This window comes from Mesorhizobium sp. M1409 (genome assembly GCF_040317535.1).
Classification (GTDB): Bacteria; Pseudomonadota; Alphaproteobacteria; order Rhizobiales; family Rhizobiaceae; genus Mesorhizobium.
On the sequence record NZ_JAMYKV010000021.1, the window covers coordinates 63656 to 78456 of the forward strand.

General features: G+C 62.8%; 12 protein-coding genes. 2 read left to right on the forward strand and 10 right to left on the reverse strand.

Annotated features, from left to right (window positions below; genetic code table 11):
* Positions 1–108: 108 nt before the first annotated feature.
* Positions 109–1203 (reverse strand): trypsin-like serine peptidase, encoded by a 1095-nt coding sequence (locus tag NKG99_RS17890; RefSeq protein ID WP_352869991.1) that lies wholly within the window; start codon positions 1201–1203, stop codon positions 109–111.
* 347 nt (positions 1204–1550) lie between these two features.
* On the opposite strand from NKG99_RS17890, the gene NKG99_RS17895 reads away from it, so the two are divergent.
* Positions 1551–2648, forward strand: a complete 1098-nt coding sequence (locus NKG99_RS17895) for a S1 family serine peptidase (RefSeq protein ID WP_352869992.1) — start codon at positions 1551–1553, stop codon at positions 2646–2648.
* 76 nt (positions 2649–2724) lie between these two features.
* Here the strand turns inward: NKG99_RS17895 and mgrA are convergent, their stop codons facing one another.
* The 7 genes from mgrA to NKG99_RS17930 form a co-directional block, all read right to left on the reverse strand.
* On the reverse strand, positions 2725–3771 hold the full coding sequence (gene mgrA, locus NKG99_RS17900; RefSeq protein ID WP_352869994.1) for an L-glyceraldehyde 3-phosphate reductase: 1047 nt from the start codon (positions 3769–3771) through the stop codon (positions 2725–2727).
* A gap of 113 nt (positions 3772–3884) precedes the next feature.
* A complete protein-coding gene (locus NKG99_RS17905; RefSeq protein ID WP_352869996.1) occupies positions 3885–5027 on the reverse strand; it encodes a Gfo/Idh/MocA family protein in 1143 nt (380 codons plus the stop codon).
* Positions 5028–5038: 11 nt separating this feature from the next.
* The gene (locus NKG99_RS17910) at positions 5039–5785 is read right to left on the reverse strand and encodes a sugar phosphate isomerase/epimerase family protein (protein WP_352869998.1); all 747 of its coding nucleotides are present in this window, start codon (positions 5783–5785) and stop codon (positions 5039–5041) included.
* 52 nt (positions 5786–5837) lie between these two features.
* Positions 5838–6941 carry an ABC transporter ATP-binding protein gene (locus tag NKG99_RS17915; RefSeq protein ID WP_352981542.1) on the reverse strand — a complete coding sequence of 368 codons (1104 nt, stop codon included), beginning with the start codon at positions 6939–6941 and terminating at the stop codon, positions 5838–5840.
* Entirely contained in the window at positions 6938–7873 is a 936-nt protein-coding gene (locus tag NKG99_RS17920) for a carbohydrate ABC transporter permease (protein ID WP_352870046.1), read from the reverse strand. Before NKG99_RS17920 ends, NKG99_RS17915 begins: the two co-directional genes overlap by 4 nt.
* A gap of 2 nt (positions 7874–7875) precedes the next feature.
* A complete protein-coding gene (locus NKG99_RS17925; RefSeq protein WP_352870002.1) occupies positions 7876–8763 on the reverse strand; it encodes a carbohydrate ABC transporter permease in 888 nt (295 codons plus the stop codon).
* Between the two features lie 75 nt (positions 8764–8838).
* Positions 8839–10077: an ABC transporter substrate-binding protein gene (locus tag NKG99_RS17930; protein ID WP_352870004.1), complete on the reverse strand. Its 1239-nt coding sequence runs from the start codon at positions 10075–10077 to the stop codon at positions 8839–8841.
* Between the two features lie 405 nt (positions 10078–10482).
* Here NKG99_RS17930 and NKG99_RS17935 point away from each other — a divergent pair, with 405 nt between their 5' ends.
* Positions 10483–11538 (forward strand): LacI family transcriptional regulator, encoded by a 1056-nt coding sequence (locus NKG99_RS17935; RefSeq protein WP_352870006.1) that lies wholly within the window; start codon positions 10483–10485, stop codon positions 11536–11538.
* A gap of 22 nt (positions 11539–11560) precedes the next feature.
* Here NKG99_RS17935 and gnd read toward each other — a convergent pair whose 3' ends face one another.
* Positions 11561–12988 (reverse strand): NADP-dependent phosphogluconate dehydrogenase, encoded by a 1428-nt coding sequence (gnd, locus tag NKG99_RS17940; protein WP_352870007.1) that lies wholly within the window; start codon positions 12986–12988, stop codon positions 11561–11563.
* Between the two features lie 148 nt (positions 12989–13136).
* Complete coding sequence (locus NKG99_RS17945; RefSeq protein WP_352870009.1) at positions 13137–14774, reverse strand: copper resistance CopC/CopD family protein; 1638 nt, start codon at positions 14772–14774, stop codon at positions 13137–13139.
* Between the last annotated feature and the right edge of the window lie 27 nt (positions 14775–14801).

Consider the following 14801-nt stretch of genomic DNA (forward strand, 5'->3'; position numbering starts at 1 on the left):
GTAGTCGGCGAGTCGGCCTCGTGCAAGAGAAGCAGCACTGCAAGCATCGGTACGAAAAAGGCGGCGGGATTGCCCGCCGCCTTCGTCTTCGCCGCGAATACGCAGCGATTATTTATACAGGCTGTTGATCCACTGGACGTTGGCAGCGTTCAAGCGCACGGCGGTGTTCGCGTCGGGGCTTTCCGCCACGTTGACGCCGGTGATGATGCGCTGCTTGGAGTTGTTGTCATAGGCATAGACCGAGCTGCCGCTCGATCCCGGGAACGTATCGCAGTCATACTGGAAATATTCCGGGGCGATGTTCTCGGCGTGCACTTCGCAGTTTGCCTTCCACATCGTGCCCATCGGCTTGTCACCGGGATAGCCGACGAGGTTGGCGGTGAAGTCGCCGAGATCGTCATAGTTGGCGTAGCCCAACCAGCCGAGGTTGGTGCCGACGTCCTGCTTCAGCGTGACGATGCCGAGATCCCACAGGAGGACCGAACCATAATAGCCCTGGTAGTTGTCGATGAAGCCTTGCAGCACATAGGCGCTTTCAAAGGTGAAGGCGCCGAACGGTGCGTCATCGGCGGTGCTGCCATTGAGACCCGGCACGAACAGATAGTCGGAGAGCCAGTCCTTGTCCTCATGGCTGTAGAGGCAGTGCGCCGCGGTGAGCACCGTGCGCGGACCGATCAGCGTTGCCGAACAGCTGCCAAAGCTGCCCGTCTTCGCCGACTTGGCTTCGAGATAGCCTATTGCAGAGAACGGATAGGTCTTGGTGTTCTTGACCTGCTCGCGATCGTCGGCGCCGAAAACCTGGCGGCCGGCTTCGCCTTCGCCGAGGTCCGGATCCTCGGTCTTCCGCTCAGCCCCGTCTTTTCCATTGGCCGGAGCATTCAGTTCCTTGATGATAAGGTCCCGCAGCGCTTCGCTGGGCTCGATCTTGATTTCCTTGCCATCGGCGGACCGTCCGACGATGCCGTAGGATTTGACAGCCGTTGCCTCGTCGGCAAGCGGCGCGGCGCGGCTGTCTTCGTCGGTTAGCTTCGGCGGCGCGATTGGCTTTGCCCGCCCTGGCTTGTAGTCGCCTGCAGTCACGTCCCGCATGCTTTCGCCATTGCCGGGACTGGCGGAGCCAGGGTCGGCGGCGAAAACCGGGACCGCCCACATTGCAGTGGAAAGCAATGCGGACGCAATAAGTGCGTTTGTCAGTTTTATCATGGTGAGACTCTCCCAAAAGTCAGCAAGGACTGGATCAAGATATAGAAATATTGTCGAGATCGTGGTGAAGCCGAAAAATGAGTTTGGTTACCGGCGCCTGAACCTGCTCATCACCCCATACGGTCTATCGAAGGCCCCGCCAAAGACACCCGCACACATATATTGCCTAAATTAATACAACATTGGAATGACAAATCGCTTTCACGTAGCCCGTGGGGGGCTATAGGGTTTTGATTGGGTTCCGCGCGGGAACGCGATCCGCGAAGCAACGCCTGCTTGCCGGGACTGTTTCGTTGACCACGCACCGGGGCTGGCTCGTTCGGGAACGTTTCTCAGGAGGATTTCAGGTGCATATCATCCATCGGTTCAAGCCGATCGTCGCCGCGTCGTTGCTCGGCATCGCTGCCGCGCTTGCGGCCGCCAACTCCACCCATGCGGACGAAGCTGCCGCCAAGCCCGAAGCGGCGGTTTCGCCGATGAAGCGGGTGACCGATGCAAGAGCGAAGGCCGCCACGGAGAACCCCGACGGCGCCGACCGCGTCTATGGCGGCAACCAGGCCGAAAAGGGCGCCTATCCGTTCCAGGTGGCGCTGCTCACCACCGACAGGCTGGACGAGAACCCGGCCTCGCAGGCCAATGCCCAATTCTGCGGCGGCAGCCTGATCGCACCGCAATGGGTGCTGACGGCGGCACACTGTCTCAACGACGAGGGCCGGCCGATTTCGCCCGGCAGCGTCACCGTGCTGACCGGCGCCACCGACCTCAGCGAGGGTAAACGCCACAAGGTGGTGGAGGTTATCGTCAACGAAGGCTACAGCGAGCAGACCCTCGACAACGACCTCGGCCTGCTCCGGCTTGCCGAACCGGCCGATGCGCCGACCATCAAGGTCACCCATGACTCAACGCCCGATACCGGCAAGACGACGGTCACCGGTTGGGGCAAGATGCAGGATGGCACCTTCCCGACGACGCTGATGGTTGCCGACCTCGACCTGGAGCCGAACACTGCCTGCAACAGCGGCATCAAGGCCATCTATGCGCATGACCTGAAGGCAGCACTTGGCGATTTGTCCCGCCGTATGCGCTATTCGGAAAAAGGCATCGACGCGGCCGCCAATGCGATTGCCGCCGACATGGCCGATCCGCTGACCGGCAACATGATCTGCGCCGGCACCACCAGCGGCGTGCGCGATGCCTGCAACGGCGACAGCGGCGGCCCCCTGTTCATGACCGGCACCGGCGGCCCGGTCCAGGTCGGCGTCGTCAGCTGGGGCGAAGGCCCGGCGGACGGCAGTGCGGCCTGCGGCCACAAGGACGCTTATGGCATCTACACCCGGCTGGCCAATTACACCGGCTGGATCGAGGCGAAGATGAAAACTTCCGCTCCGGCGCCTGCAAAACCTAAGGCGGGACTGGGCACGGCTCAGAAGCCGAAGACGCCCTGAAAACGGCTACCTCGCCTTCACATGAAAAACGGCGGGAGTTCCCGCCGTTTTTGTTTTGCCGGCTTATCGAGCGGGCCTATTTCCTCGGCGGACCTTTGCGCTCGGCCGAAGCCGCCCACAGATTGATGTCGGACTCGCGCGCATAGGTATCGATCTCGGCGAGTTCGGCATCGCTGAAGTCGAGCACCTTAAGTGCGCCGACACAGTCCTCAACCTGCTCCGGCCGGCTGGCGCCGATCAGCGCCGATGTCACTTTGCCCTTGCGCAACACCCAGGCCAGCGCCATCTGCGCCAGCGTCTGCCCGCGCTTGCCGGCGATGGCGTCGAGCGCTTTGATATTGGCGATGGTCTTGTCGTTGATGAAGGCAGTCTTCAGCGACTTGCCCTGGGAAGCGCGGCTGCCGTCGGGGATGCCGCCGAGATACTTGTCGGTCAGCATGCCTTGCGCCAGCGGCGAGAACACGATGGAGCCAACGCCGAGCCCTTCGAGCGTGTCGAGCAGGCCGTCTTCCTCCACCCAGCGATTCAGCATCGAATAGCTCGGCTGGTGGATGACGCAAGGCGTGCCAAGCTGCTTCAAGATATCGGCGGCCTCGCGCGTGCGCTGCGAATTGTAGGACGAGACACCGGCATAGAGCGCCTTGCCCGAGCGCACGGCATGGTCGAGCGCGCCCATCGTTTCTTCCAGCGGCGTATCGGGGTCGAAGCGATGCGAATAGAAGATGTCGACATAATCGAGCCCCATCCGCTTCAGGCTCTGGTCGAGGCTGGCCAGCACATATTTGCGCCCGCCCCATTCGCCGTAAGGGCCGGCCCACATCTCGTAGCCGGCCTTGGTCGAGATGATCAGCTCGTCGCGGTAAGCGGCGAAGTCGGTGCGCAGTATCTCGCCGAAAGCGGTCTCGGCCGAGCCGGGCGGCGGGCCGTAATTGTTAGCCAGGTCGAAATGCGTGATGCCGAGGTCGAAGGCCTTGCGCGCGATCGCCTGCTTCGTCCGGTGCGGCGTGTCATTGCCGAAATTGTGCCATAGCCCCAGCGAGATCGCCGGCAGCTTCAGGCCGGAACGGCCACAGCGATTGTAGATCATTTTTTCATAGCGGTTTTCGGCGGGCGTGTAGGGCATGGGGAAATCCTCAATGGAAGCGAGCCAGGCATCGCGGCATCGCGGCGAGTCGGCTGTGCCCCCCACCCTTACCCTCTCCCCGTCGCAACGGGGAGAGGGTCGAGGTATGCTGCCTATTTCTTCTTCGCCAGAAGCTCCTTGGCTTGCTTGACGCCAAGTGCCGCCGGCCGCTGGCATGTCGTCTGCATGGCGACGAATTTGCCGGTCTCGCCGGAACGCAGCAGGCCGGTCATGACGTCGACGGCATGCAGTGCCAGTTCCATCGAGCAGCGATGCGGCCGGCCTTCCGCGATCGCCACCGCCATGTCGGCGAGGCCTGATGTGCGGTAATTGGCCATCATCCCTTGCGAATGCATTTCATTGGGAACACCGAACGGATGCCGCCATTTCGGCAGCTTCTTGACCGGCTTGGCCGAGTCCGTGAAGCGCACGTCGCCCCCGAAGAAATTCGGATCAGGCACGAACACCGTACCCGCCTCACCATAGAGCTCCATCGGCGCATGGCCGTGGGCCCAGACGTCCCAGCTGGTGTTGAGCGTCACCACGGCACCGTTCTCGAACTCCAGCAGGCCGTGGATGGTCGTCGGCGTATTGACCGGAATCTTTTCGCCAGCGCGCGGCTTTGAACTGATCGTGCGTTCCTTGGCCGGCGTCGTCGCGAAGGCAGCAACCTGTTTTACCGGTCCGATCAGCTGGATCAGATTGGTGATGTAATACGGTCCGATGTCGAGCACCGGACCCGCGCCTGGCTGGAAGAAAAAGTCGGGATTGGGGTGCCAGTGCTCCATGCCATGGCCCATGACGTGGCAGGTGCCGCTCGTGATCTTGCCCAGCTTGCCGGTATCGATCAGGTCGCGGACCAGCTGATGCGCACCGCCCAGGAACGTGTCGGGAGCCGAGCCGATGCGCAGGCCTTTCACCTCGGCGCGTTTCTTCAGGTCGAGCCCTTCCTTGACCGACAGCACGAAAGGCTTTTCCGAATAGACGTGCTTGCCGGCGTCGAGAATCTGCTTCGACACCTCGTAGTGCACCGCCGGAATGGTCAGGTTGACGATGATGTCGATGTCGTCGGCCTTCAGCAGCCCGTCGACGGTCTCGGCGCGCAGCTTGAACTCCTTCGCCCGCGCCTTGGCAGCCTCCATGTTGATGTCGGCGCATGCACGCATCTCGATGCCGCGAAACAGCGGCGCCAGTGAAAAATATGCCTTCGAGATGTTACCGCAGCCGATGACGCCGATCCCAAGTTTCTTTGCCATGCTGATTGCTCCTAATAGGTCTTGACGGCTGCGATGGAGCGGCGGGCGAAGCGCTCGATGTCGTTGGGGTTGTCCTGTTCCATGACGTAGTATTGGGCAGCACTCTTGGCGCGCAGCACCTTTATCAGGCCGGCCCAGTCGATGGTGCCATGGCCGACATCCGACCAGCCATCCTCATCCAGCCCCTCGCCCGGCTTGGCCATGTCCTTGACATGGACGGCGCTGATGCGCTTGCCGTGCTTCTCGATCCAGGGCAGCGGATCATCGCCGCCGCGCACCACCCAGGCGACGTCAATCTCCCAGCCGATATCAGGCGCGGAGGACAGGATGTGATCCTGCGGCACTGAGCCGTCGGCGAGCTTCTTGAACTCGAAATCATGGTTGTGCCAGGCAAAGCCGTAGCCGGCCCTCTTCGCAGCGTCGCCGACCTTGGCCAGCCGCTCGCCGAAGCCGCGCCAGCCGGCCGCATCGGATGGCCGCTGGTCGGGCATCAGGAAAGGACAGATGAGCAGCGTGATGCCGAGTGCGTCGGCGGTTCTGCGCACGCCGTCGAAATCGTTCTCGAGCGCGTCGATCGAGAAATGTCCCGTCGGCATGGCGAGCCCGTTCTTGTCGAGCTCAGCGCGAAAGGCCTTGGGATCATCATAGACGCCACCAAAACCTTCGACTTGGGTGTAGCCGAGCTTGCCGAGCGTGGCGAGCACGCCTTCCCAGGGCTGGAAATTGCGGGCGCTGTAAAGTTGGAATGACCAGTTCATCGTCTCTGTCCGTTTTGCTTGGGATTGTCGCTAGAAGGATGGTTGTCGAGAGCTAGATGCGGTTGCCGGTTGCGGCGTCGAAAAGCGAAGCGCGCATCGGATCGAAGCCGACCGTCACCGCCTCATCGTTGTTAGGCGTGCGTTCCGAGGTCACCCGGACGCTGAAATTCTGATGGGCAAGCTTCAGCCAGACCAGCGTGTCGGAGCCCATCGGTTCGACCACCTCGACATTGGCGGCGGTCGAGAACGGCCAGCCCGTGCCGCTGTTCAGGCTGACATGCTCGGGCCTGATACCGAATACGGCGGGGCCGACGGTTGGAGGACCGGCAAAGTCATAAGTGCCAAGTGGAATCTCGAGTGAGTCGGCCACGAACCGCCAACCGCCGTCAGCGTTTTCAAGGCGGCCGTCGATGAAATTCATCGCGGGCGAGCCGAGGAAGCCGGCGACGAAGCGGTTGACCGGCCTGTTGTAGATGGTCTGCGGCGCATCGAGCTGCTGGATGACACCGCCCTTCATCACCGCGATACGATCGGCCAGCGTCATCGCCTCGATCTGGTCGTGGGTGACGTAGATCATGGTGTTCTGCAACTTGCGATGCAGCAGCTTGATCTCGACGCGCAGCTCGGCGCGCAGCTTGGCATCGAGATTGGACAGCGGCTCGTCGAACAGGAAAACATCGACATCGCGCACCAGCGCCCGTCCGATCGCCACGCGCTGGCGCTGGCCGCCGGAGAGCGCCGCCGGCTTGCGCTGCAGCAGCGGCTCGATCTGCAGGATTTCGGCCGCCCGTGCAATGCGCTTGGCGATCTCGTCTTTCGGCGTGCCGGCGACACGCAGGCCGAAGGACAGGTTCTTCTCCACTGTCATCTGCGGGTAGAGCGCATAGGACTGGAAGACCATGCCGATGCCGCGGTCCTTGGGCTCCTCCCAGGTGACGTTCTTGCCCTTGATGAAGATGCGCCCTTCGGAAACGTCGAGCAGGCCGGCAATGCAGTTGAGCAAGGTCGACTTGCCGCAGCCGGACGGCCCGAGCAGCACGATGAACTCGCCCTCGGCAACATCGAGATTGAGCGTCTCCAAGACGGTCACCACACCGAAATTGAGCGACAGGTCCTGGATAGAAACGCTGGTGCCGTTGGCTGTCATCGCCGTCATCCCTTCACCGCGCCGGCGGCGATGCCCCGCACGAAAAGCTTGCCGGAAATGAAGTAGACGACGAGAGGCACAAGCCCGGTAAGAATGGTGGCGGCCATGTTGACATTGTACTCCTTCACGCCTTGCACCGAGTTGACGATGTTGTTGAGCTGCACCGTCATCGGATAGGTATCGGGGCGGGTGTAGACGACGCCAAACAGGAAGTCGTTCCAGATGCCGGTCACCTGCAGGATGATGGCCACGACGAAGATCGGCAGCGACATCGGCAGCATGATCCGCAGGAAGATGCCCCAGAAGCCTGCGCCGTCGACGCGCGCCGCCCTGAACAGCTCTTCCGGCATCGAGGCAAAATAATTGCGGAATAGCAGCGTCAGGATCGGCATGCCGAAAATGGAATGGACGATCACCAGCCCGCTGAGACTCCCATAAAGGCCGATCTCGCGCAGGATGATGACGATCGGATAGATCATCACCTGGTAAGGAATGAAGGCGCCGACGATCAGGATGACGAAAAACGTGTCAGCGCCCTTGAAGCGCCAGTTGGCCAGCGCGTAACCGTTCACCGAGGCGATGGCGATCGACAGCAGCACCGACGGCACGGTGATGCGCACCGAATTCCAGAAGCCGCGCGAAAGCCCGTCGCAGTTGAGGCCGGTGCAGGCGGTCGCCCACGCCTTGACCCAGGGCTCGAAGGTGATCTCGAGTGGCGGCGAAAAGATGTTGCCGAGCCGGATCTCCGGCATGCCCTTGAGCGAGGTGACGACCATCACATAGAGCGGCAACAGGTAGTAGGCCGCCATGACAAACAAAGTGCCGTAGAGGAAGATGTTACGGCGCGAAATCATGCGGCGGGGCTTCGGGCCGTAGGGGCCGATAGTGTCCTGGCGCGCGCCGGCGGCAACGCTTGTTTCAGCGGCGGTGGTGTTTGCCATGTTCATTTGCGCCGCCCAAATTCGAGATAGGCCCAAGGCACGATGACGATCACCACCGAAAGCAACATCATGGTCGAGGCGGCAAAACCCTGGCCGAGGTTCTGGGCGAAGAACATATAGTCATACACGTACTTGGCGGGCACTTCGGAGGCGATGCCCGGGCCGCCGCTGGTCTGGGCCACGACGAGGTCATAGACCTTCACGATGCCGGAGGCGATGATGACGAGCGTGGTGATGAAGACCGGCCGCATCATCGGGATGACGATGAACAGATAGGTTTTCCACATCGGTATCCCATCCACCCGCGCGGCTTTCCAGATGTCCTCGTCGATGCCACGCAGTCCGGCCAGCATCAGGCACATGATGAGCCCGGTGCCTTGCCACAGTGCCGCGATCGATATGCCGTAGATGACGATGCTGGAATTGTAGAGCGGGTCGAAGCTGAAGCTCTCCCAGCCAAGCCCCCGCACCACATGCTGGATGCCGAAGTCGGGGTTGAGCAGCCACTGCCAGACAAGGCCGGTGACGATGAACGAGAGCGCGAAGGGATAGAGGAAGATGGTCCGGAACGTGTCCTCGAAGCGTATCTTCTGGTCGAGAAGCGCGGCAAGGAGGAAGCCGATTACTAGCGAGAACACCAGTGAGATCGCGCCGTAGATCAACAGATTCTCGATCGAGATCAGCCAGCGCGGCGTCGCCCACAGCCGGTAATATTGGTCAAGCCCGACGAAATGCAGCCGCGGCAAGAGCTTCGAATTGGTGAAGGAGTAGAGCACCGTCCAAACGGTGCCGCCGACGAAAACCACCATCGCGGTTAGGATCATCGGGATCGAGGCGATCTTCGCATTAAGGTTGCGGAACAGCGGGTTGGGGCGTTCGCTTTTGCTCATCTCGTCAGCCGGCTGGGTAAGGACGGTCCGCTCCCGGCCCGGCGGGGCCGGGAGCGAGGTGAGTAGACTCCAACGTCAGTCCGCCGAAGCGATGAGGGCGGCGAAGCGTTTCTGCGCCTCTTCCACGGTCAGGTCCGGCTTGGCGAAAAATTCGGCGAAGAGATCTTCCTTCTGCTTCTGGGTGTCTTGTGAAAGCAGCTGGTCCGTCCATGGGATGACGGCGCCCTTGGCGAGGATTGCGAGGCCTTTCTTCATGCAGTCGTTCGCCGCATTGAGATCGACATCGCCGCGCACCGGCAGCGAACCCTTCTTGAGATTGAAGGCAACCTGCGTCTTGGGATCGAGCAGCGTTTCGGCCAGCACCTCCTGCGCCTTGGACTTGTCGGCATCCTTCAGCAGCGGGAAGTAGAACGCGTCGCCGCCTGTGGCGATGACTTCATTCAGCCCCAAGCCTGGCAGGCACGTATAGTCCTTGCCTGCGGTCTTGCCGGCAACCTGGAACTCACCTTGTGCCCAGTCGCCCATGATCTGGCCGCCGGCCTTGCCGGTGATGACGAGGTTAGTCGCCTGGTTCCAGTCCTGCACATTGGTGTTCTTCGCCATCTTGCGGGCGTCGTCCGCAGCCTTGAAGACCTTGGCTACTTCGGGCCCGGCGGCAAATGTCGCGTCCTTGTCCTTGTAGACCTTGAGGAAGGTGTCCGTGCCACCGACCGCTGCCAGGAGCACGTCGAAGGCGCCGGAGGACTGCCAGGCCTGTCCGCCGACGGCGAGCGGGATGATGCCGGCCTTTTCCAGCGCGGGTGCTGCCGCGACGAATTCATTCCAGTCCTTCGGCAATGGCACACCGGCCTTCTCGAAGGCCTCGTTCGATAGCCACAGCCACTGCCAGGAGTGGATGTTGACCGGCACGCAATAAATCTTGCCGTCGATGGTGCAGCTGTCGAGCAGGCTTTTCGGCCGCACGACTTCCGTCCACTTGCCCTTGGTGGCGACATCGGTGAGGTCGCGCATCAGGCCGGCCTGCACCAACTCTTCCGCCTGCCGGCCATGATTGAACTGGGTGGCCCCCATCGGATCGCCGCCGGTGATGCGGCTGATCATGATCGGCCGCGCCGTGCCGCCGGAGCCGGCGATGGCGCCGTCGACCCAGTGATTGCCGGTAGCGTCGAAAGCCTTCGCGAACTCGGCAACCGCTGCTGCCTCACCGCCTGACGTCCACCAATGGGTGACTTCCAGGTCCGTCGCGGCCGCCGGACCGGCGAACTGCAGTGCGGCTGTCGCGGCCAGCGCAGCGGTCAAAAGTTTATAGCGCATTTCGGTTCCTCCCAGAATCTGAAACGTTACAGATTTTCGATACGGGAATTGCGCGGACTGCGCAACCCCATGAACGAAGCGCGTTCGAGATTTTTTCGAGCTGCGAACAAATTCGTATGAACAGCCGCCCTTATGTGCACTGCAACATCGTCGCTGCAGTGCAAAACACCGAAATGGCGCGTGAAAGCCGACAAAAGGCGATGGCAAGGGCGATTTCTTATTGAATCCCAATGGGTTTCGCAAAAGACCCGTCCACCTCGCCACGAGCGGCCGGCATCTCGACATTGGCAATCTGTAACGTTTCAGTATATTGAGGCTTCGTCGGGCTGGAACGCATATCGGTATGGCAATGGCGGCGATTGCCGACCCGGCCTGCGGCTGCTATGCGCCTGACGGGCGGGACGAATGGACAGACGGCGTACGGAAAAGAACGAGGAAGCGTCGGCGCAGGGGCGACCGACGCTGAAGACGCTTGCCTTCATGACTGGCCTCGGCGTCACCACGGTTTCGCGTGCCCTGAAGGATGCCCCGGAAATCGGCGCCGAAACCAGGCGCCGTGTCCAGCTCGTCGCCAAGCAGATCGGCTACCGGCCGAACCGCGCCGGCGTGCGCCTGCGCACCGGCAGGACCAATGTCATCAGCCTCGTGCTCAATACCGATCGCGAGATCATGAGCTTCGTCTCCGACATCATCTACGGCGTTTCGGAAGTGCTCGCCGAAACGCCCTATCACCTGATCGTCACGCCCTATTCCCGGTCGCAGGATCCGATGGAGCCGATCCGCTATCTGGTCGAGACCGGCTCGGCCGACGGCGTCATCATCTCACGCACCCAGCCCAACGATCCGCGCGCCCGCTATATGCTGGAGCACGGCATGCCCTTTGCTACGCATGGCCGCACCGACATGGGCCTTGTCCACCCCTACCATGACTTCGACAACCATGCGTTCGCGAGTGCAGCCGTGCGCCGGTTGGCGAGCATGGGCCGACGCAGGCTGGCACTTCTGTCGCCGCCGCCCGGGCTGACCTACTACAGCCATACGCTGAACGGTTTTGCCGATGCGCTGAGCGAGGTCGGCGCGAGCGAAATCCCGTTCAACACCGTTTCCATCGATCATACGATCGAGCAGATCAGGATGAGGACGGCTCAGGTGATGCGCCGTGATGTCAGGCCGGACGGCTTCGTCAGCAGCGCCGCCGCGGCGACGCTGGCCATCGTCGCCGGCATCGAGGATGCCGGTCTCAAGCTCGGCCGCGATGTCGATGTCGTATCGAAGCAGTCGTCGGACCTGCTGCACCTGTTCCGAAGGGAGTTGCTGGTCGTCAACGAGAATTTCCGGCTGGCTGGCTCCGAGCTTGCCCGCTCGGTGCTCGGCTTGATTGGCGGCGCCGCACCAGGCTCTTTGCAGAGCCTTGTCGTCGCCGGCGACGTCCAGGCGTTCAGCCCGCCAGTGCTCGTCTAGATGGCTTATTGAACCGGCCTTGCTAGCCAGCCGCTCCGCTGCCCCACGGCCCGTGGAACGCGCCCGCATCGTCGATGCGTTCAAAACCATGCGCGCCGAAGAAGTCGCGCTGCGCCTGGATCAGGTTCGAGGTGCCGCGGCCTTGGCGGTAGCTGTCGAAATAGGCGAGCGCCGAAGACAGCGCCGGCACCGGCGACCCGGCTTCCGATGCCCTTGCCACGATGCGCCGCAGCGACGGGTGTGCCTCCTGCATCAACGAGATAAAGGCCGGCGCCATCAGAAGATTGGTCGAGGCGCCGCCCTTGCTGAAGGCTTCCGCCATGGTGTCGAGCATCTGCGAGCGGATGATGCAGCCGGCGCGCCAGATCCGGGCGATGGTCGGCATCGGCAGGTTCCAGTTGAACTCCTTGGAGGCGCCGCTCATCACCGCAAAACCTTGGGCGTAGGCGGCGATCTTGCCGGCGAACAGCGCCAACTCCAAATCTTTCAGAAAGGTGTCTTTGTCACCGGAAATCTTTGTCACGCCGGCGTTGCCATAGGCCTTTTCCGCCGCCAGCCGCTCGTCCTTGATCGACGACAGAACGCGCGCGGCCACCGCCGCCTCGATCGCCGTCGCCGGAATGCCGAGTTGCTGGGCTTCGATGACCGACCATTTGCCGGTGCCCTTCTGGCCGGCGCGGTCGAGGATGATGTCTACCACCGGCTTGCCGGTCTTCGGATCGTCGGCGGCCAGCACCTTGGCGGTGATCTCGATCAGGTAAGAGTTGAGCCGGCCCTTGTTCCAGTTGGAAAACACCGTACCGATGTCCTTCGGCCCCATACCGAGGCCGTCGCGCAGGATGCCATAGATTTCGGCGATCATCTGCATGTCGGCATATTCGATGCCGTTATGGATGGTCTTGACGAAATGGCCAGCGCCGTCGGTGCCGAGCCACGCCGCGCAGGGTTCGTCCTTGAACTTGGCGGAAATAGCGGTCAGCACCTTCTCGACGCGCTTCCAGGAGTCCTCCGTGCCGCCGACCATGATCGACGGTCCGTGGCGCGCACCCTCCTCGCCGCCGGACACGCCCATGCCGATGAAGGTGAGACCCGAGCCGGAAAGCTCGGAGAAGCGCCGCATCGTGTCGCGGAAATTAGCGTTGCCGGCGTCGATGACGATGTCGTTGGCCGACAGCACGCCGCGCAAGGCGGCGATCTGTTCGTCGACCGGCTTGCCGGCCAGCACCATGATGATGATCGGACGCGGAGGACGGATGGCGGCGGCAAGCTCTTCCAGGCTGAAGCAAGGCACGACCATATCCCTGAGCGCGCCGGCATTTTCGACGAAAGCGTCAGTGCGCGCTTTGGTGCGGTTGAAGACGGCGATGCGATGCCCGTGCTCGGCGATGTTGAGCGCCAGGCTGGAGCCCATCGTGCCAAGGCCGATCAGGCCGATTTCGGCTTTTTCCATCGTTTCTTCCCTGCTTTCGGATCGTTTGTTGAGACCGCGATTTGCGGGCGATGATTGACGGGCCTTGACGCCTGCGTCAACCGCCTCGCCGAATTGTGTTACCCGGATTGTCGGCCGTGCCCGTGTCGAGCTACCTGGCAGTCCAGCATTACGGTCTGATGTCGACAGGTGCCTCGATCTTCACCATCTCGAAGTCCGAGACCAGGATGTCGATGCGCACCGTCCACCGGCCGGGAACCGGGATGACGAGGTTGTCGACACGCCAGCTGCCGTCGCCAGGCTTGGTCGCCGCACGCTTCAGCGGCTCAATGCCGGAATCGGGCTTCGACAGCACCAACGTCACCTCCTTGGCGTCGAGCGGTCCGAAATCGCCGGTCATGATGATCATCGAGGCGGTAACCGGCCCGGCATGGCCGGGCGTGATGCTGAGATCGGCCATCGCTTGCAGTGCATGGACGTGGACCGAGGCCGGTTGCGCCGCGGCGATCGCCAGGGCTCGTGGCGGCGGCGTGAAGCGCCAGCCCGCGGCAACGCCGAAGATCGCCAGCACGATCACCAGTTCGACGCCGATCGAGCGGGAGAGCCTGCGTCGCACTTCCGTTGCTCCGGCCTCGGCCGACGCTGTGAGTTTCCATCGGTTGACGGCGGCGAGCGTGAACAGGAAGACCAGCAGCCCGAGCTTGATCAACAGCAGCCGTCCATAGGCGGTGTTGACCAGCGCCGCCGGTGTCTGAATCTGGATGACCGCAAGAACGATGCCGGCAGCGGCAAACACGGCCACCACGGGCAGGATCAGGCGAGAAAACCGCCGCAGGAATGGCGCGGCCTCCGCCGATTGCACCTTCAGCGCCAGACCGAGCGGGACCAACGCGCCGGCCCAGAAGGCGATGCCGACGCCGTGCAGGAACACCATTGGCCGTGTCAGCCATTGCGGCTCGGCGGCACCGGCATGGCCGCTGGCGGCAAGTGCGACACCCACCCCGGCCAGGCCGGCCAGCGCGAATGGTTTGGCGATGGCGCGGGGGCCGGCCAGCGACAGCATGCCGAGCCCCAGCGCGATCAGTGCGACCAGCACCGTCCAGCCGAAACTGGTGTCGAGCCCGGTCCGCCAGATAACCGGCTGCGCCAGATACGAGAGCGGCGCCCCGAGCGCGTCCAGCCCCTGCAAGCCGAGCGACAAAGGCGCCGCGACCAACCCGCACAGGATTGCGGCCGCAACGAAGCGCTGTCCGGCGCGGGCACCTCGGGCCAGCCAGGCAAGGGCGAAGGCGCCGCCGACGCCGAGGAAAAGGCCGATGTAGAGAAAGACCTTGCCGACCCAGATCGCTGACCGCAACGGCCGGTCGACGGCTTCGGACATCGCCGGCGGCGCACTTGGCGCGCCAACGGAAAACAACAGGGCACCACCAACCGGATGGCCGTCGGCGGAAATGACGCGCCAACTCAGCACATGCGTGCCGGGCGCGAGTGTCCGTGGATTGTCGATTTCGACCGTCTGGTCGCTGAGACGGAAGGCGGTCAGCGGAACCGGCGTGCCGTCGGGCCGCACCAGGGTCAGCACCAGCGGCGAGACCGGCTCGCTGAAGGTCAGCGAGAACTGCGCCGGCCCCTGTTCCAGCACCGCGCCGTCGCCCGGATCGGTCTTGATCAGCGCGGCATGGGCGAAGGCCTGATTTGGCATGGCCATGATGGCAAGAAACACGATCATGGCCAGCAGGCCGACGACAAGCCGGCCGGCGCGATTGCCGGTCATGGAAGCCGTTTGCGGGAAGGACGTCGTGCTCATGTCACCGCCAGGGAGAATAGCGGCGCG

Coding starts and splice junctions, on each gene's coding strand:
- NKG99_RS17890 (WP_352869991.1), bottom strand. CDS start 1,203: ATGATAAAACTGACAAACGCACTTATTGCGTCCGCATTGCTTTCCACT.
- mgrA (WP_352869994.1), bottom strand. CDS start 3,771: ATGCCCTACACGCCCGCCGAAAACCGCTATGAAAAAATGATCTACAAT.
- NKG99_RS17905 (WP_352869996.1), bottom strand. CDS start 5,027: ATGGCAAAGAAACTTGGGATCGGCGTCATCGGCTGCGGTAACATCTCG.
- NKG99_RS17910 (WP_352869998.1), bottom strand. CDS start 5,785: ATGAACTGGTCATTCCAACTTTACAGCGCCCGCAATTTCCAGCCCTGG.
- NKG99_RS17915 (WP_352981542.1), bottom strand. CDS start 6,941: ATGACGGCGATGACAGCCAACGGCACCAGCGTTTCTATCCAGGACCTG.
- NKG99_RS17920 (WP_352870046.1), bottom strand. CDS start 7,873: ATGGCAAACACCACCGCCGCTGAAACAAGCGTTGCCGCCGGCGCGCGC.
- NKG99_RS17925 (WP_352870002.1), bottom strand. CDS start 8,763: ATGAGCAAAAGCGAACGCCCCAACCCGCTGTTCCGCAACCTTAATGCG.
- NKG99_RS17930 (WP_352870004.1), bottom strand. CDS start 10,077: ATGCGCTATAAACTTTTGACCGCTGCGCTGGCCGCGACAGCCGCACTG.
- NKG99_RS17935 (WP_352870006.1), top strand. CDS start 10,483: ATGGACAGACGGCGTACGGAAAAGAACGAGGAAGCGTCGGCGCAGGGG.
- gnd (WP_352870007.1), bottom strand. CDS start 12,988: ATGGAAAAAGCCGAAATCGGCCTGATCGGCCTTGGCACGATGGGCTCC.
- NKG99_RS17945 (WP_352870009.1), bottom strand. CDS start 14,774: ATGAGCACGACGTCCTTCCCGCAAACGGCTTCCATGACCGGCAATCGC.